This is a genomic window from Paenibacillus baimaensis (assembly GCF_025567575.1).
In genome coordinates, this window is the sequence record NZ_JAOQIO010000036.1 from 99,679 (window position 1) to 117,588 (window position 17,910).

Genomic DNA, 17,910 nt, shown 5'->3' on the forward strand with positions numbered 1-17,910 from the left:
TTAACTTACACTAACAGCATTCCTTCATGATCTGCAGTATTGAAGGTTGATATAAGGGAGCTTATGTATCGGTTTGCATGCTTTCGAATTATGCTTACCCTTACATAAGCTCTTTTTAAACGATCCCATCATCATTTACGTTCAAATTCTCGTTTATTCAGTTTGTAGAACTGGACAATATAAATGATCGATGTCAAAAAGGATACCGCGATGACTAACCATAAATAAAGCTCTGCCAGGGGTAATTCAAAAATAATGAGCATAATAGCCACATAGTATAAAACCGTTGTTAATTTACCCATAGCGTTAGCCGGAACGGTCTGCTTGCCACGAAAATGGAAAATGGCCGAGCCGATAATCATTCCCGCCTCACGCACAAACATGGCAATAGCTGCTTCTAACGAAATCATTCCAGAGTAAACCAATGATAAAAGTACGGTAATCATCATCGATTTATCCGCAAGCGGATCCAACATGCTGCCAAGTGGGGTGACCAGATTGCGGCTGCGTGCTATGTAGCCATCCAATACATCCGTCAAGCCTGCGACCAGCAAGACAAGAAAAGCTGTACGCATATAACCAGCTTCAAAAACCAGTATGTACAGGGGGATTAATAAAAAACGGCATAGTGTTAACAGGTTCGGTAAGTTCCGCACGTAAATGATGCCCTCCCCCCACAAGACGTTGATCCTTTCCATTTATTATACCGTTGTTGTAACAAAAATAAAACTCCCTGGCAGGGAGTCAGAAGTCAAGCTATTCAAGTCTCGGCAAATACCAAATCGTACAGGTGGCGCCAAGTATCAATCTCGTATACCTCGTCCATCGGTTGTTTACCTATATATACGTAACCGATGACCAAACCAATGCCAAGAGCGACTATACACAATAAAGGAATGCCGATCCATTGCAAGGCAAGAACAACCCAGCGTCTTCGTTTCTTGCGCACTTTCGCTTTCTTTTTGGGAGCTGGCGCTGGTGCTGGAGCCTTTTCATCATTTGCTTCCGCCATATTTACCAACCTCACTTCAAGGGTTCCTGCTAGCCGTTGCGCAAGTTATTCGCAATGCCCATCATCGTATCCGAAGAAGTAACGGCTCGGGAATTTAATTGGAACGCGCGTTGTACTTGAATCAAATCTGTCATCTCTTCAGATAGAACCACATTGGATTGTTCCAAAAAGCCTTGTTTGATTGTAATAGGATCAACCATGTTATTAGCAGCATCAACAGTTTGAAGCACATCCTGCTGGTTGGCCAGACCTGTTGGCAAAGTAAACAAATTATCTCCTAATTGCTGGAGCAGCTGTGGACGAATGACACGCACAAGCTTAATTTGAGCTACTTCAATAGGTGGCGCTGTTTTATCAGCATCATCGTATGCCATGATTCTGCCGTCCGGTTGAATATTCACGCGGTGATTGCTCGGAACCTGAACCGGTTGGTCATCTGCGCCCATTACATAATGTCCATCCTTGGTGGTTAACAGCAAGGTGTTAGGGTCTGCACCAGAGGGGGTAAGCTCAAACGAGCCGTCACGGGTCCATGCCGTCTGTGGAATCAAATTATTGTTGGCATCTCTCACAAAAGTATTAATTTCATACATACCATTGCCTTCAATCGCTGTGTCCAGAGGGTTCTCCGTAGCCTTCAGGGAGCCCTGCAGCATTGTCATTTGAGCTTGTACGAGCCGTGAGCCCCAGCCTTGGTTATAACCCAAAGGGGAAAGTCTGCCTTCTTTCTCAAAGCCCTTAGGCTGCTGTTTCAAACTGGTAAGAACATCTTGAAAGGAAGCTTCCTTACGTTTGTAACCAGTCGTATTAACATTGGCGATATTATTAGCCAGCATGTCCAGCTTTTGCTGAAGCCCATGCATGGACACGGATGAATTAATCATGGAGTTGTTCATCTTGTTTCCTCCTACCGGCACCGCGCTTCGAACCTGATTGCAGGATTCGATACCGAATATGCTTTCTGTGAAGCCTTGTGATAAAAGCTGGCTTGTTGACACATCCTCATAAGGATGGATTATACACGGCCTACATCATTAACTGCCTTGTCCATACTTCGATCATAAAATTGAACAACCTTCTGATTCGCTTCATAAGCACGTGATGCCGCCATCATGTCCACCATCGATTGACTTGCATCCACATTGGAACGCTCAACAAATCCTTGACGCACTTCTACTTGATCATCCGGATTAACGGCTCTGGCCAAGCCTTCGCTGCCTGCATTAAGTCGGTACAAGCCATTTCCTTCACGCACCAGTTGGTTAGGGTCCTCAACACGGCTAATTAGTAGATTCAACGGTTGATTATTTGCATTTTGCAATAACAAACCATCGGAATTTGTGAACTGTCCAAGCTTCGTAATACGAAAATTGGTTACAGGCGTTTGTGTTGCAGGATCCAGCAGCAGGATTGGCTGCCCATCTCCTCCCAATACCCGATAACCATCCGGGGTAATGAGTTGGCCTGTCCCATCTACAGACAGCTTCCCATTTAGTGAAAAACGCTGCTCACCGTTATCGTTAAGGATTGTAAAAAAGGCTTGCGGCTGAATCGTCCGCTGTCCGTTGGCATCTACGTATTTACCCGATGCATCGAACGTCGCTCCTGGCAATTGAATGTTCGAAACCAGCGCAAAGTCAAACGGATTGTTCGTCTCCTGCATATCCCCCTGTGTGTGCAAGGCGATATTCTCCTCTGCCATAACGCCTGTATTCAGACGACCAACAGGTACAGCACCGGGCTCACCCAGGCCATTATTGATTCTCGAAATTAACATCTCGGGAAATGAACGATTAATTCCGTACCCTTGCTTAAAGCCTGGCGTATTGATATTCGCGATGTTATTGGTCACAATATCATGCTTCCGCTGCTGCGAGATCATGGCAGATGCAGCAGTGTATAGTCCTCTTAACATCGAGGCTCCCCCTTATAGGCTGGCGATTTGGTGTGAAGGCAATTTCGATCAAAATTTACGCTTGACTACTTTATCCAGGTTGTCCAGCATAATACCCGTCCCTTTGACGACGCAATGCATAGGATCCTCAGCTATCAAAACAGGAACCTTCAGCTCGTCCGCCAGCAATTGATCAATACCATGCAGCAGTGCTCCACCGCCAGTAAGAATGACACCACGATCAATAATATCAGCCGACAGCTCTGGAGGCGTTCGCTCTAACACGCTTTTTGCCGATGCAACAATCGAAGAAACCGGATCCCATAGTGCCTCGTAAATCTCTTCCGAGTTAATAGTAATGGTTAACGGCAGGCCACTGACCATGTCTCTGCCACGTATGTCCATCGATTCCCGGCGACCGCTTGGATACACAGTTCCGATTCTGATTTTAATATCCTCTGAAGTACGTTCCCCTATGAGGAGTTTGTACTTGGTCTTCACATACTTCATAATCGTCGAGTCAAACATGTCGCCTGCTACTTTCACCGAAGAAGAGGTAACGATGTCTCCCATCGATAATACAGCAACATCTGTAGTTCCGCCGCCAATATCCACAACCATGTTGCCGCTGGGTTGAAAAATATCCATGCCTGCTCCAATAGCTGCTGCCTTCGGCTCTTCTTCCAAAAACACCTCGCGAGCTCCACTTCGTTCTGCGGCCTCACGAATCGCTTTTTGCTCTACAGATGTAATATTGGTAGGGGCACAAATGAGGATTCTGGGATGACTGAACCATTTTTTGCCCCCTACTTTATTAATAAAATGCTTCAACATGGTTTCTGTAATTTCAAAATCGGCAATAACGCCGTCCCTAAGCGGGCGAATGGCGATAATATTCCCTGGTGTACGTCCCACCATGCGGAATGCTTCTTCACCGACAGCCAACACCCGCTTTGTATCGCTTTCTATTGCGACGACAGACGGCTCATCCAGCACAACTCCGCGTCCCTTCACATGAATAAGGACGTTCGCTGTCCCTAGATCGATGCCAATATCCTTGCTTAACATTGAAAAGTTCCTCCCTAAACAAAACCGTCCATCCTCGAAAAGAAGCGGTATTCCTATTATAACCGTTATCTCAACTAATTTCGCTATTAAATTGCAAATTCCTCTTTTTTTATATCATTTTTATCGACAAAACCTGCTTCTTTTATTAGACGTGTTTTCGGGAGGTTTTTCATGACTTTCAGTTCCCTGATTATTTGGCTGTTACAAGCTTGTCATGCGATTTCGGATTACGGGTTTTGCGATATTTAATCTTGGTGGCTTCTCCTCCCCGCAGGTGACGAATCGATTTGTGATACTCCAGAATGTGTTTTACCTGATTAGCCAGATCGGGATTAATCTCTGGCAAACGCTCTGTCAGGTCTTTATGCACCGTGCTTTTTGAAACACCAAATTCCTTTGCAATGGTGCGAACCGTGTGCTTCGTTTCCACTAGGCAACGTCCGATTTTAATGGTTCGCTCTTTGATGTAATCGTGCACTCCCCTCGCCTCCCTACTCGAGTCAGTTTGGTACATTATATGAGGGGAGCTAGCTTATATTCTCTGTTTCCAAGCGTGACAAGCTTTATATGACCATTATTTTCAAAAAAAGCGCTAAAAATAAAAAAAGAGCGCAATTGCGCTCCAAGAAACACTCATTTATGCTGGGAATTAATGCTCGCTAAAGAAGGGATCCGGATTCACAGCAGGGCCGCCCTGGCCTTGACGAACTTCAAAGTGAAGGTGCACACCCTGATCTTTTTCCAATTCATTGCGGCCTGCCTTGGCGATGACATCGCCTTTTTTGACGTCAGCATCCTTAGCGACCTTCAACTCATTCAAGCTTTGGTATACGGTCACAAGGCCATTGCTGTGCGTAATTTCAATCAGGTTGCCCACGATTGGATTTTTCTCTACTGCCGTTACCTTGCCGCTCATAGCTGCGACTACATCAAAGGGCTGATTGTCGGGTTGGGCATAATCGATACCCATGTGTGGAGTGAAGGTATCCCCGTACTCAACCATAGCAGCCTGGCGCACTTCGCTAGAAGCTTTACTGTCAAAGAAAGGCAAGGTTACTTCCAGCTCGCCCGCTTCTTTAAAAGGCCTCTGCATCGTTTCTGTGGCTACGTTGACTGGCAGCGTTTCAGGCTTCATTACGTTTTCGGTTACTGTCGATTTGGCTATATCCTGCCCGACCCCGAACTCGCCTTTGAGAACCGATTTGCCGGCGTCTTGATAAACCCACATTAACGTTAAGATAATTGCCGCCGCTGCCATGTAGGTTGCTGGAAATACCCATTTTTTGGACAACAATCTTTTCCACGAAAATGCTGCATTGCCTTGCGCTCCCGTGTTTGATTTAGGAGCTTCTTGCTTGGTCTGTAAATCTCTTTTTTGATCACTCATAGACTATCACCTCGCTAACCATTGTTGCCACGGTTGCGAGTTTTATACGCGAAACTACTATTTTTTTTGCAAATTATTTCCTTTTGAGAAGTTTGCAGCTTCGCCCAGTTCAATTCCGGTATAAAAGTATTTGACGATCTCTTCGGCCTTACGTCCCTCAAGGGCCATCCCCTGTGCCCCCCATTGGCTCATACCCACGCCATGGCCGTAACCAAAAGTCGTGATCTGCAAGCGGTCTCCTTGCCAGCTCCACTGGAATTGGGATGAATTCAATCCAAGCTTTTCGCGCACTTCACGCCCGCTGAACGCCTTGCCTGCAATCCGCAGCTTCTTGATTCGGTGCCCTTGGGACAGCTCTACAACCTGCAAGCCGCTACCACTACCCGTAGAAACAGAGAGTGTGCTGCTAATGCCCAGCTTACTTCTTAAAGCAGCCGCCGACATCTCGACGGTTTCCTTGAAACGTGGTGAGAGCATACGGTCCCATGGGCTTGGCACACTGCGCAAATAGGGAATATACGAATTCCAGTAATCTTCCGAATTTTCCGTATACCCGTTGCTGGTAGAGAAAAAATTGGCTTCAATTGGCTTCCCATCATAGGTTAGAATAACTCCCTCTGTTTCCCGAATGGCCTGGTCGAGCTTGTCCGAATTACCCTCATACAGTGATCCCCAGCGTGCTTTGAGCTCGAGATCACTCACATAAACCTGATGATTGATCGTATCGGTTACCAGAGCTTCACCAGGCGGCAGGTTACCCATTTCCTGCTCAACCTGCTTGCGAATAATATAGGTACGAGCAGCCATCGCCTGAGCTTTTAACGCCTCTAACTCGAATTCTATGGGCATTTCCGCAGCCAATACCCCTCGTACATATGTTTCTAGCGGCAGTGACTCTACCTTTTTCTCCTTTGTGAGATAGACGGGGATATACAGCGACGACGATCCCTGTCGATAGACGGATGGCATCGATGGGTCAGTCTCGGCAGTCGGATTAGCCGATATGACAGATGGCATCGACACCGACGCACTATTTTTCCAGAGGATAGAAGGCGCCGCTACGACTACTGCAACAAAGCTGGACAAACACAGGAGCGCTAGGCGAATTGCTTTCTTTGGGTCCAAGGCTTGTCCCTCCATCTTTTGTCAACTCCAAGATCACTGAGCCTGAAACTCTGCTTAGTCACCTCATTGTATGAATCAAAAAGATAGAATAGAACAAGCCTTGTGCAAAGAAAAGACCCTCTCCTTAAACCGGAAAGAGTCTCTCTTCGTAAACGCTATGCGCAATTAAGCTAATATCGGGCTGACTGAGAATAGCTGCAGCTCTTCTTCTTCCTCTACAGGAACTACTTTATGGGATAAGCACTGAATATCGGCACCCAGCTGCTGTAGCTTATAGGCGATATCCACGTAACCCCGATCAATATGATGAACTCCTGTAACTTCCGTCTCTCCATCTGCGGCAAGCGCTGCCAGAATCAAAGCAGCTCCGGCACGCAGGTCGGTCGCACAAACCTTGGCTCCCTGCAGTCTACTGCCTCCGCTAATAACAGCGGTTCGTCCATCCACCTTGATTTGAGCGTTCATGTTAACCAACTGCTCAACATGCATGAAACGATTTTCAAACACAGTTTCTGTAACAATGGCCGTACCATCAGCCGTTAGCAGTAAGGCCATCATCTGGGACTGCATATCGGTAGGGAATCCTGGATACGGCAATGTTTTCACATCTACGGCTCTGAGCGGTTTGTCGGTAAAGACACGTAATCCGTTCTCGTCTTCCTCGATCTGGACTCCCATTTCTTGCAGCTTGGAGATAATCGGACGTAAATGATCGGCAATGGCTCCTTCAATAAACAAATCGCTTCGTGTAATAGCCGCAGCGACCATATATGTACCTGCTTCGATCCGGTCCGGAATTACCGTATGTACAGCGCCTTTAAGCTTATCCACGCCATCAATCCGGATCAATCCGGTACCAGCACCACGAATCGTTGCACCCATCGCATTTAAATAATTAGCCAAGTCAACGATTTCAGGCTCCTTGGCCGCATTCTCGATCGTTGTTGTCCCTTCAGCCAAGGTTGCTGCCATCATAATATTCTCGGTAGCCCCTACGCTGGCTACATCCAAATAAATTTTGGCGCCTTTCAGTCTTCCTTGCACTCTGGCTTCAATATAGCCTTGACCAAGCTCAATTTCCGCCCCCATCGCTTCAAAGCCTTTCAAATGCTGATCGATTGGACGCGTACCAATCGCGCAGCCGCCAGGGAGTGAAATTCTCGCCTGTCCCATGCGGGTTAATAAAGGACCCATGACCAAAAATGAAGCCCTCATTTTACGTACCAGTTCATAGGATGCTTCACAAGTACGAATATTTTGTGCATTAATACGTATCGTTTCGTTATGGTATTCGACTTCAATTCCGATACTTTCCAGAACGCTATTAATCACAATAACGTCATCAAGAGGAGGTGCATCATGGATAACGCTATCTCCCTCTATACCCAGAATTGAGGCTGCGATAATTGGCAGGACGGCATTTTTAGCCCCATGTATTTTGACTCTGCCTGACAATCGTCGGCCGCCGCGGACAATAATTCTGTTCATCATGGTCCCCCTCTGCGCTGTTTTCTATGCAAGCTTTGTCTAGTTTAGCATTGAACCTGCAGCGTGTAAATTTGATTTATCTATCTGATCTGTAAGATAGGATTCGAAACCAACTAAAAATTTAAGGTCGCTATACTAACCATTGTTGACAAAATCCACCTTGTTTATGCGGAATTCGACTCAAAACATCCCCGGAAGCCAGGTGGACCAATGGAAATAATCAATAATAAATTTGGCAACCTGATAGCCCAATGCGATAGAAAGCAAAATTTGCAGCAGCTTGGCCTGCATGCCTCTGGGTCTTTTCAATATTCGTTCCAACTGCAGCTCTTGCAGTGCCCACCAGGAGAATCCTATGCAGAACAAAGCAATAAAGATGTTCAGTAAGCCATTCATACCAAGTGAAGAATTCATTTGTTCCACATAATCCATGTGAGGACTCCTTTATTACAATCTTGATCGATTCATTCGCTTAAGAACGGTTACCGTAGTATTTGCGTCAGCATGGTGATGAACTCAGCACGTGTGGCTTGTTGGTCAGGACGAAAGGAACCATTAGCGTAACCGCCAATCCATCCTCCAGCTTTCATTTGCCTCAATATGCCGACGCCCCAATACTGGTCATCCACATCGGTAAAAGGCACTGCACCTCGCTGATTGCCCGTTATATTCATGCTCCGCGCCATCATAGAGGTCATTTCCATTCGGCTGATCGGTTGGTCAGGAGCAAACGAACGGTCCGGATAGCCATCGATAATGCCTCGCCCTGCTGCACGAGCGATCCAATCATATGCCCAGTGTTTAGTTGTAAGATCCGTATAAGCAATAGTTTTGGACTGTGTTAGTTGAAAGGCACGCCCCAATATCGCGGTCGCTTCAGCACGTGTGATCGTTTGGTCCGGTCGAAATGTGTAATTATCATAACCATTGACGATCTGCTTGGCGCTCATAGAAAGAATCGCATCCTGTGCCCAATGTCCGCGAATATCTGAAAATCCTCCTGTTAACGGCTTAGCATTTACAATGAATTGGTACAGACTGCGGTCAAACGGTTGGTTCGCACTCAGCTTCACATAATACGTTCCCGCTGATAAGCGCTGTGCTGCCCTAATTTCAAGTGTTCCATCCGTATTATACACAGGCTTCAAGGCCCCATCAAATAGGGATAAAAACATCGTCGAGCCATCCGGTATATCCGTGAGCTCGATCTGGGTCATGCTCTCCTCATCCAGCTTGAATTGAAACCAGTCCAGATCATCCACTTTATCAATTAAACCATAATAGGCTGTGCCTAAGGAAACCGTCGTTGCCTGATAAGATCGATTGTTCGGCTCATTCGGATCCATTTGCTTGACATCATAGTTAATTTTCAACGTGTATTCGCCTGCAATAGGAAATGCGTAGTCCTTCACGTTCGTAACCCGGATATAATAATTTCCCGGAAATACTTGAGGAAGACTCAAGGATTCCGAGCCCCCATCCTCGTTCTCGTCCACCGTATAGGCTTTTTCGCCTTGCTTTTGCACGAACAGCACCAGATCCATTCTTGCCGTATCCGCGCTGACTTCAATACTCAAGCTACCTGATTGCTCAACAGGAAATTCAAACCAGTCTTGATCCTCATTTTGATGAAAGGTGCCGGTCAGACTCTGACTTTTGGATGGCAGCACGTAAGCTTTGAACTGTCGGTCATTATCTTCAAATTGATCACGATAAATTTGAAAAGCAGTTGTAAGCTTGTAAGGAACCTCCTGCTTCCAATTGCGATTAGCGAGCTGAAGCAGCACATAGCTGCGACCCTTATTTACTTTCAGATCTATTGGAGTACCCGGAACCGCCGTCACACTCGTAAAGGCGCCGGTAGCATCTGTATGCTGTACAGCAACCTGCTGGTCCGCAGCTAAATCAAACGTCAGTTGAACAGTTCCATCATAAGGAGCATCAAAGTAAAACCAATCCGGATCGGAACCGTCCGAGAAGGAAGCCGTCAGCATCTTGCTTATGGATATCGATTTAGCCTGATCCTTGCGGTTGTTGGGCTCATACATATCCAGCAGCGGCGCTTCACTGACAGCACGATCCGCACGCAGCAAGCCATAACCTGTGGAAGCGTTCCAGCCAGGTGATCCCAGATTATCTGCCGTCTGTCTGAGCAGCTGACGAATTTGGTAAGCTTTCAGCTCAGGGTGCCGACTCCACGCCAGAGCTGCAACAGCTGCTGCCTGGGGCGCAGCCATGGAGGTACCATCCTTATATTCATACGAACCCCCAAGAGCTGTTGTAAACACATCCCAAGGGGCTACCAGATCAATCTCCATTCCTTTGTTGGAACGGGCATCTGCTACACGGTCTGCTGTCATCCCCCCAACAGCCAATACGGTAGCGTAGGCAGCCGGATACTTGACACTGTTACCTTCATTCCCCGTTGCCGCTACCAGTAGTACATCATGTTCCTCCGCATATTTGACAGTTTCGCTCATGAGGGTGGAATACTTATTTAATCCGAGAGATAACACGACAATCTTGGCACCATGATCAACTGCGTATCGAATCCCTTCAGCAAGCTTAGCCTCGCCGCCAGAACCATCCGACTCCAACGCTTTAATCGGCATGATTTGAGCTTTCCACAAAATACCGGTAATTCCCATGTCATTATTTCCTGCTGCAGCAACTACCCCTGCAACATTCGTGCCATGACCATTATCATCCTGCGGTGTTCGTTTACTATTGATCAGATTTACTCCAGGAACAAGGTTAGACACGAGATCAGGATGTTTTAAATCAACACCTGTATCGACAATAGCAATTGTAATGGTATTGTTCTCCTTAACTGTGTCCCAGGCTTCCTCAGCGTGGATTTGTTTTAAATAGGACTGCTTTACCGCTAAAGGATCATCACCGCTAGCAGCAATGGTGACAGCTTGCTCTTCTCCATGAATAATACCTGAGAATGAGGTGAACAGAGCAACTCCAATAATACAATGTAGCAGCTTCACGATGACTTGTTTAAGAAGCATATCCTTGATTCCTTTTCCTTCATTATGGTGTAGCCTTCTTGTATTCGATAGTGAGATATGATTTACCTGCCTTGATTGAAGAAAAAGGGATAGTAAATAGTGGAGGTTTTATGAACATTACATGCTGGTAATTACCCAAGAGACTCCTTCAGCAAACAGGTGGACTCGAATTATCTTTACAGCTGTTAATGCTCTTTCCAGGTAGTACCTAATGTCTCTGCTTTTATGGAGATGAAAGCTCTGAAATGAACAACGAATTGGTCCATATACAAGCAATAAGAAAACCTCTATCGAGGCCTTTCAAAGATGAGCGATCGCGGTTTAGAGGTAGGTTTTCTTGAAACATAAGAATCCTTCAGCTCCACTGAAAACTTATAAATTCTTATGTTATAAAAATAGCCCGGCAAGCGCGCAAATTGCGCAGTTACCGGGCTTGAATTCCTAACCAGACAGGATCAGCCTATGAACAGCAAATCCTGAGTTAGCGTAAATATTTGTTCAATCCAGTTCAGCACCCACTGCGGCACAGCCCCCATGACAATACTGGCTGCAACGCACAACCACAGCGTAATACCGAGCGGCCATGTAATGAATACCTCACGTGATTCCATATCACCACGCATGAACATTTGACGGATCAATCCGAAGTAATAGTAATAGGAGACGACACTCGTCCCGATCATCACCGCGGCCAGCCAATAATTGTGTGTTTGCAAGGTTCCAAGTAGAATGTACAGCTTTCCGAAAAATCCACCCGATATCGGCAGTCCCGCTAAACTAAGCACGAGAAACACAGTTCCCACTGCCGTCGCTGGTGCCCGATAGTACAACCCGGCAAGACCACTCGTTGTCTCATCACCTGTAGAATGCTCGATAATCATCACGACAGCAAAGATTCCGATGTTCATAAAGAGGTAGGCAATCAAGTAAAAGGCGAACTCTGAAAAGTTGGAGAAATGGACATCAGAGAAGTAGATTGCCAGCGGTACCAACAGGTAACCGGAATTGGCAACGCCTGAATATGCCAGCAGTCGCTTCATATTCGTTTGACGAAGCGCCGTAAAATTACCCATGACCATCGCAAGCGCTGCAACTACCATTAACGATAGCAGCACATCTCCATGAATCGGCAGTTGACTCAAAGGCCCTACTGCAAATACCACATACAAGATGCGGAAGGTGATGGCAAAAGCAGCAGCCTTCGACACGACAGCGAGAAAAGCTGTAACCGGCGTAGCCGCCCCTTGATACACATCAGGAGCCCACATATGAAAGGGGGCCGCGGCGATTTTGAATCCAAAGCCTGCCAGCAGCAGGAAAAATGAAACATAGATCAATGGCAGCAGATCTGCCGCATTTTGACCGATTGCATTGCGAATTTCCACAATATTGGTCGATCCGGACATCCCGTATAAAAAAGACATTCCGTATAAAATAATAGCCGAGGAAATTCCGCCAAGTACCATATATTTAAAGGCACCTTCGTTGGCCCGTAGATCTTTTTTGCGCATCGCGACCAAGATGTAAGAGGTAATGCTCAGCAGTTCAAGGCCTACAAATAGGGTAATCAGATCCCCTGAGGAGGCCATGATCATACCACCTAATGTTGCCGGAAGCAGCAAATAGAAAAACTCGCCAATATGCGGGATTTCGCGTTCTTTAATCAGGCCGATACTCATAAAGGTAACAAAGCCCGCTCCTGTAAGTAGGATCAGCTTAATGATATTGGCAAAATCATCAATTCTATAGCTGAGACCAAGCAGCTGCTTCGGTTCTACAGGCTGAAGGAAGCTAATGACAAAGCCTATAGAAATGAGAATACTCGCCAAGGATAACCAGCCCAGCATGGTTCGATTGATTCGCTTAGGCAGCACCAGATCCAGCAACGATAATACCACCGCAGCAATAACCAGAGTCAACTCCGGTGTCATATATCCAAGATCGCTCCATTGGAGATGTAGTTGTTCCACCGGTCTAGCCCCCTGTCTTTGCTATTGTATGGATAAATTGATCGAAGCCATTAACGGTTTGATGCAGAGGTTCACTGAGCACGGCTGGATATATGCCCAATACAACGATAAAAGCAACCAGTGTGATCATCGGGATTGCCTCCACTAACCGCGCATCGCGAATACCTTCGGGCAATACCTTGGTCGGGCCGTAGGTAATACCCAGGACCCCTCGTAAAATGTAAACAGCCGTAAAAATAACACCCAGCGTTCCAACCACGGTAAGGATCTTCGCAGTTTGAAATAAACCAACAAACACAAGAAATTCACTTATAAAGCCAGATAATCCAGGCAGACCGAGTGAAGCCATACCGGATACTAACAAAATTCCCGATATAAAAGGCACCGTTCTCGCCAAGCCGCCAAGCTCATCCAGCATCGTTGTTTTCGTTCGTTCATAGATAGCACCCACGAGCAGAAACATAAGCGCCGAGATCAAGCCATGGGACACCAGTTGAAACACTGCGCCTTCCATCCCAATCGTATTAAACGCAGCGATACCGAGCAGCACAATACCCATATGGCTTATACTCGAGTAGGCCAGCACCAGCTTGAAATCCTTTTGTACAAAAGCCAGAATAGCCCCATACAAAATATTAACGACGCCGAGCACAGCCAGCACTGTCGCCCATGCCGTCGCCTGCTCCGGAAAGAGCAGAATCCCGAAGCGGATTAGACCAAAAGCCCCCATCTTCAGCAAAATACCGGAGTGGATCATGACAATAGAAGGCGGTGCCTCCGTATGCACCTTGAGCATCCAGGTGTGGAAAGGGAAAATCGGCAGCTTAATGCCGAACGCAACCAACAGCATAATGAACAAGGTCCATTTCATGCCAGCACCCATATAGAACGGATTAGCCTCTATATCCGCCTGGTTCACAGGAGAGTCTGCAGATTCGAACAGATGATTCGTTATGACGCTAATATCCCCGCTGTAATATATGGAAGTCCCTGTCTCATTCGAGATCTGTCCAAAGCCCGCCGTGCTGACAAGAATCAGGAAAGCAATCAGCATGATGGCTGAGCCAACCCCATTGTAGATCAGAAATTTATTAGCCGCTCTTTCGCGATCCATGTATCCCCATATCCCAATAAGAAAGAACATCGGAATAATTGTAATTTCAAAAAACACGAAGAACAAGAACAAATCCTGAGCCATAAACACACCGAACATCCCGGTCTCCAGCAGCAAAAATAAAATATAATACGACTTCCAGCGTTTTTTGATATACACCGAAGCAAGTGCCGCCATCGAGGCAACCAATGCTGTCAAAAAGACGAGCGGCAAGGAAAGACCATCAACCGCCATCACATACTTAAATTCAAAGAAAAATGAAGTGATCCCGTTTAATACCTCGTGATTTAGCGGTACTTGAATCCAACTTAATTCCTCTTTGAATTGCATACCCGCCACCTGTTGATTAAATGCCGCATACAACCACGCGGACAACCCCAGTGGGATAAGTGTCGTGATGATCGCAATGGTTTTGATCCAAAACCCTTGACTTTTGGGCACAAATAGAAGTATTAGAACACCAATCAGTGGTGAAAAAGCAATGAGCGATAAGAGGTGCAAGCTATCCGGCATTAATGAACCTCCTTCCGGCTATAGCCAGGATCAAGATAAGCAGACCCAACAGCGTTGCAAGCCCGTAGGTTTGTACATGTCCGTTTTGTAGACGCGAGCCTACCCTGCCTACGCCGACCACCGAGAAGCTTACCAATCGAACAATACCATCTACCACATACACATCAAATAGGTGGAGCAGACTGCCAAGGCTTTTGAGCGGCTCTACGAATACAGCATGGTAGATTTCGTCGATATAATATTTACGCTGTAGTAAACGAACGAGCCACGGCGCGCGGCTGGATACGGCATCGCTTGGAATCGACCGCTTGATATAGACCAAATAACCAAGTCCGATACCCAATAAACCGACCAGTGTGGACAGCACCATCACGACGATATTGGCATGTTCCGCCTCTGCATGTCCGCTTAGCCAGGTGCCGAGCCATGGACTGAATGGTGTAAACACGAATCCCGCAACTACAGCCAGTACAGCCAAAACAATCAATGGCAGCGTCATACTTGTAGGAGACTCATGCAGCTTGGTTTGATTCCGTGGCTTGCCCATGAATACAAGGAAGAACAATCTTGACATATAGAATGCGGTGAAGAACGCAGCGATAAGCCCTACCCAAAATAATGGCATATTGTGCGAGTACGCTTCGGACAATATAGCATCCTTCGACCAGAATCCAGACAAAGGAGGAATACCGGATAGCGCAAGCGTTCCGATCCCAAACGTCCATGCGGTAACCTTCATTTTACTGCCGACTCCGCCCATTTCATGGATGTCCTGTGTATGGACAGCATGAATGACACTTCCAGCCCCAAGAAACAATAGGGCTTTAAAGAAGGCATGCGTCAGTAAATGAAAAATACCGGCTGTATAAGCCACTGACGTTCCGATTCCAAGAGCCATCATCATATATCCGAGCTGGCTGACTGTGGAATAAGCAAGAATACGCTTAATATCATTTTGCGCTGTACCAATAGTTGCGGCAAAAATAGCCGTAAAGCCACCGACACATGCCACGACCAGAAGCGCTGTTGGCGAAGCCTGGAAAATGTCAAACGTTCTGGCAACCAAATATACACCGGCTGCAACCATCGTCGCCGCGTGAATCAACGCGCTGATTGGCGTTGGCCCCTCCATCGCATCGGGAAGCCAGGTATGAAATGGAAATTGCCCCGATTTTCCCGCAGCACCCACAAAGATCAGAATGGCAATCAGTGTAGCTGTGCCACCGGAAATTTTACCAGTAGTAAATGCATTATGAATCGAGGTGAAATCCATTGCGTGATTTGGCATTGCCCAGAATAACAGCAATATCGCGATCAGCAGCCCGACATCGCCAATCCGTGTAACGATAAAAGCTTTTTTCGCAGCAGCGCGCGCCTCCGGTTTGAAGTACCAGAAACCGACAAGCAGGAACGAACATACCCCGACAAGCTCCCAAAATATGTACAGTTCGATCAAATTTTCCGAAATAACCAGACCCAGCATAGAGAAGGTGAACAGCGCTATGTAAGCAAAAAATACATTTATTCGCTCGTCACCGTGCATGTATCCCTTGGAATACAGGTTCACAAGCAAGCTAACCAAGGTCACAATAACCAGCATTAGCGCATTTAAATTTGTGATTTCGAATCCCATTGTGAGGGAACCCGTTCCGAGCTTAATCCACTGCAGCTTGTTCCATGTATAATCTTCGATATTGCCACCCAAACGCTCGATAAAAATCATCAGGGAAACTACAAAGGAAGCGAAGATGGCAACAATACTGATGTAGGCTCCTGCATCTTTCAATTGACGACCAACAGCAGTCATAATCAAAAAAGAAAGCAACGGAAACAACGGGATAAGCCAGGCGTACTGTGAGTAGGCCGATACCATGAATTTAAGTCCTCCTTCAAGCTTGCACAGCAAGCTACATCGAAAGCGTTACTTCAAGCTTGTTTTAGCAAGCTTACGTCGAAAGCGTTATGAACCCCATTAACAACGTCTTATCGTTTTAACGAATTCATTTCATTAACATCCGTTGTGCCTCTGTTGCGATAGTACGTGATCAAAATCGCTATGCCAACCGCAACCTCTGCTGCCGCGACAGATATACTGAACAAAGAAAAAATCTGTCCCGTTAAGTTAGGATGTATCCCGAGCTTGGAGAACGCGACCAGATTTAAATTGACCGCGTTGAGCATCAGTTCAATCGACAGCAGCACGATCAACGCATTCTTTTTGGACAAAGCGCCATACAGCCCTATACAGAACAAAATAGCCGCCAGTGTCAAGTAAGGTATCGCTAATCCACTCAGTCCACTCACGATTAATCCTCCTCCCTTTTGGCTACAACAATAGCTCCGATAAAAGACACCGTCAGCAGCACAGACATAATTTCGAACGGAATGACATGTTGCGTGAACAGCAGCTTCCCGATTTCCAGCGTGTTGTCTGCTACGTCTTTGAATTCACCTGTGGGCATCATTGTGTTTTGGATGGCGTAGAACAGAACCCCGAACAGCCCTGCTGCCCCGATGAAGAGTAGTGTATTGTACACAGGCCGTTTTGGTTCGATCTCTTCACCCTGATGCTTGGTCATCATAATTCCGAATATCATCAGGATCGAAATGGCGCCTGCATATATCAGCACCTGCACAAAAGCGACAAACTCGGCATTCAGAATGACATACAAGCCAGCCATACTAATAAACGTCATTGCAATAGCTACGACCATATGCACAACCTTTGTGAAGCTCAGCATAAAGATCGCACCGCCGATAGCCATTAAAGCAAAGATGAAAAAGGCAATGTTCTCGCCGCTGGACAAAAAAGTCCCCATATTGCTCAACATGCTACTTAGCCCCGCCTTTCGGAAGCGCTGAATTGTTTTCCTTCCGCACATTCACATTGTTTTCGTTTAACCATGCCATATTTTTAAAGAGATCGTCACGGCTGTAAGCACTAAGCTCAAAGTTATTGGTCATGACAATAGCCTCTGTCGGGCATACCTCTGTACACAAATCGCACAAAATACAGAGCTCGAAATTAATATCGTACGTATCGATAACCTTGCCCTTTTTCTCTGGATCCGGATTTGCTTTACCTGTTAGCGTAATACATTCAGTTGGACAAATACGGGCACATTGGTTGCACACAATACATTTTTCAGGATCAAAATGTTGAATTCCCCGAAACCGGTCCGGCATCTTTATCGGTACTTCAGGGTAAGCATAGGTTACTTTTTTTTGTGTCATGCTTTTGAGGGTAACACTGAGTCCTTTCACTATCCCTTTCATCAATTCTCACCCTTCCTATTTGAAGAAATACACCGACTGCAAGGGC

Annotated in this window: 17 protein-coding genes; all 17 read right to left on the minus strand. The window is 46.4% G+C overall.

The features are described 5' to 3' along the window. Nucleotides 1-131: 131 nt before the first annotated feature. Nucleotides 132-656 carry a CDP-alcohol phosphatidyltransferase family protein gene (locus tag OB236_RS12555; protein ID WP_262684307.1) on the minus strand — a complete coding sequence of 175 codons (525 nt, stop codon included), beginning with the start codon at nt 654-656 and terminating at the stop codon, nt 132-134. A gap of 104 nt (nt 657-760) precedes the next feature. After that, a complete protein-coding gene (locus tag OB236_RS12560; protein ID WP_076233522.1) occupies nt 761-1,012 on the minus strand; it encodes a DNA-directed RNA polymerase subunit beta in 252 nt (83 codons plus the stop codon). Nucleotides 1,013-1,041: 29 nt separating this feature from the next. Then, complete coding sequence (locus OB236_RS12565) at nt 1,042-1,908, minus strand: flagellar hook-basal body protein (protein ID WP_262684308.1); 867 nt, start codon at nt 1,906-1,908, stop codon at nt 1,042-1,044. A gap of 119 nt (nt 1,909-2,027) precedes the next feature. Further along, complete coding sequence (locus OB236_RS12570; protein WP_076233524.1) at nt 2,028-2,927, minus strand: flagellar hook-basal body protein; 900 nt, start codon at nt 2,925-2,927, stop codon at nt 2,028-2,030. A 48-nt stretch (nt 2,928-2,975) separates the two neighbouring features. After that, on the minus strand, nt 2,976-3,974 hold the full coding sequence (gene mreB / locus OB236_RS12575; protein ID WP_076233525.1) for a rod shape-determining protein: 999 nt from the start codon (nt 3,972-3,974) through the stop codon (nt 2,976-2,978). A gap of 190 nt (nt 3,975-4,164) precedes the next feature. After that, nucleotides 4,165-4,452, minus strand: a complete 288-nt coding sequence (spoIIID, locus tag OB236_RS12580) for a sporulation transcriptional regulator SpoIIID (RefSeq protein WP_076233526.1) — start codon at nt 4,450-4,452, stop codon at nt 4,165-4,167. A 171-nt stretch (nt 4,453-4,623) separates the two neighbouring features. After that, on the minus strand, nt 4,624-5,361 hold the full coding sequence (locus OB236_RS12585) for a M23 family metallopeptidase (RefSeq protein ID WP_262684309.1): 738 nt from the start codon (nt 5,359-5,361) through the stop codon (nt 4,624-4,626). A 57-nt stretch (nt 5,362-5,418) separates the two neighbouring features. Next, entirely contained in the window at nt 5,419-6,486 is a 1,068-nt protein-coding gene (spoIID, locus tag OB236_RS12590) for a stage II sporulation protein D (protein ID WP_262684310.1), read from the minus strand. 165 nt (nt 6,487-6,651) lie between these two features. Then, nucleotides 6,652-7,974, minus strand: a complete 1,323-nt coding sequence (gene murA / locus OB236_RS12595) for a UDP-N-acetylglucosamine 1-carboxyvinyltransferase (protein ID WP_076233529.1) — start codon at nt 7,972-7,974, stop codon at nt 6,652-6,654. Nucleotides 7,975-8,154: 180 nt separating this feature from the next. Then, entirely contained in the window at nt 8,155-8,406 is a 252-nt protein-coding gene (locus OB236_RS12600) for a DUF1146 family protein (protein ID WP_076233530.1), read from the minus strand. 50 nt (nt 8,407-8,456) lie between these two features. Then, complete coding sequence (locus OB236_RS12605) at nt 8,457-10,991, minus strand: S8 family serine peptidase (protein WP_262684311.1); 2,535 nt, start codon at nt 10,989-10,991, stop codon at nt 8,457-8,459. A 455-nt stretch (nt 10,992-11,446) separates the two neighbouring features. After that, nucleotides 11,447-12,922, minus strand: coding sequence for an NADH-quinone oxidoreductase subunit N (locus OB236_RS12610; RefSeq protein WP_262684380.1), 1,476 nt, complete (start codon nt 12,920-12,922; stop codon nt 11,447-11,449). A 43-nt stretch (nt 12,923-12,965) separates the two neighbouring features. Next, nucleotides 12,966-14,588: a complex I subunit 4 family protein gene (locus OB236_RS12615; protein WP_262684312.1), complete on the minus strand. Its 1,623-nt coding sequence runs from the start codon at nt 14,586-14,588 to the stop codon at nt 12,966-12,968. Continuing rightward, nucleotides 14,578-16,461, minus strand: a complete 1,884-nt coding sequence (nuoL, locus tag OB236_RS12620; protein ID WP_262684313.1) for an NADH-quinone oxidoreductase subunit L — start codon at nt 16,459-16,461, stop codon at nt 14,578-14,580. Before nuoL ends, OB236_RS12615 begins: the two co-directional genes overlap by 11 nt. A gap of 110 nt (nt 16,462-16,571) precedes the next feature. Continuing rightward, entirely contained in the window at nt 16,572-16,883 is a 312-nt protein-coding gene (gene nuoK, locus OB236_RS12625; protein ID WP_076233609.1) for an NADH-quinone oxidoreductase subunit NuoK, read from the minus strand. Between the two features lie 11 nt (nt 16,884-16,894). After that, complete coding sequence (locus OB236_RS12630; protein ID WP_262684314.1) at nt 16,895-17,419, minus strand: NADH-quinone oxidoreductase subunit J; 525 nt, start codon at nt 17,417-17,419, stop codon at nt 16,895-16,897. A gap of 1 nt (nt 17,420) precedes the next feature. Beyond that, complete coding sequence (gene nuoI, locus OB236_RS12635; protein ID WP_262684381.1) at nt 17,421-17,864, minus strand: NADH-quinone oxidoreductase subunit NuoI; 444 nt, start codon at nt 17,862-17,864, stop codon at nt 17,421-17,423. Between the last annotated feature and the right edge of the window lie 46 nt (nt 17,865-17,910).

Bases quoted from the DNA above. Each gene is read 5' to 3' on its own strand.
- OB236_RS12560 (WP_076233522.1), bottom strand. From the start codon at position 1,012: ATGGCGGAAGCAAATGATGAAAAGGCTCCAGCACCAGCGCCAGCTCCC.
- OB236_RS12565 (WP_262684308.1), bottom strand. From the start codon at position 1,908: ATGAACAACTCCATGATTAATTCATCCGTGTCCATGCATGGGCTTCAG.
- OB236_RS12570 (WP_076233524.1), bottom strand. From the start codon at position 2,927: ATGTTAAGAGGACTATACACTGCTGCATCTGCCATGATCTCGCAGCAG.
- mreB (WP_076233525.1), bottom strand. From the start codon at position 3,974: ATGTTAAGCAAGGATATTGGCATCGATCTAGGGACAGCGAACGTCCTT.
- OB236_RS12585 (WP_262684309.1), bottom strand. From the start codon at position 5,361: ATGAGTGATCAAAAAAGAGATTTACAGACCAAGCAAGAAGCTCCTAAA.
- murA (WP_076233529.1), bottom strand. From the start codon at position 7,974: ATGAACAGAATTATTGTCCGCGGCGGCCGACGATTGTCAGGCAGAGTC.
- OB236_RS12600 (WP_076233530.1), bottom strand. From the start codon at position 8,406: ATGGATTATGTGGAACAAATGAATTCTTCACTTGGTATGAATGGCTTA.
- OB236_RS12605 (WP_262684311.1), bottom strand. From the start codon at position 10,991: ATGCTTCTTAAACAAGTCATCGTGAAGCTGCTACATTGTATTATTGGA.
- OB236_RS12610 (WP_262684380.1), bottom strand. From the start codon at position 12,922: ATGACACCGGAGTTGACTCTGGTTATTGCTGCGGTGGTATTATCGTTG.
- OB236_RS12615 (WP_262684312.1), bottom strand. From the start codon at position 14,588: ATGCCGGATAGCTTGCACCTCTTATCGCTCATTGCTTTTTCACCACTG.
- nuoL (WP_262684313.1), bottom strand. From the start codon at position 16,461: ATGGTATCGGCCTACTCACAGTACGCCTGGCTTATCCCGTTGTTTCCG.
- OB236_RS12630 (WP_262684314.1), bottom strand. From the start codon at position 17,419: ATGTTGAGCAATATGGGGACTTTTTTGTCCAGCGGCGAGAACATTGCC.
- nuoI (WP_262684381.1), bottom strand. From the start codon at position 17,864: ATGAAAGGGATAGTGAAAGGACTCAGTGTTACCCTCAAAAGCATGACA.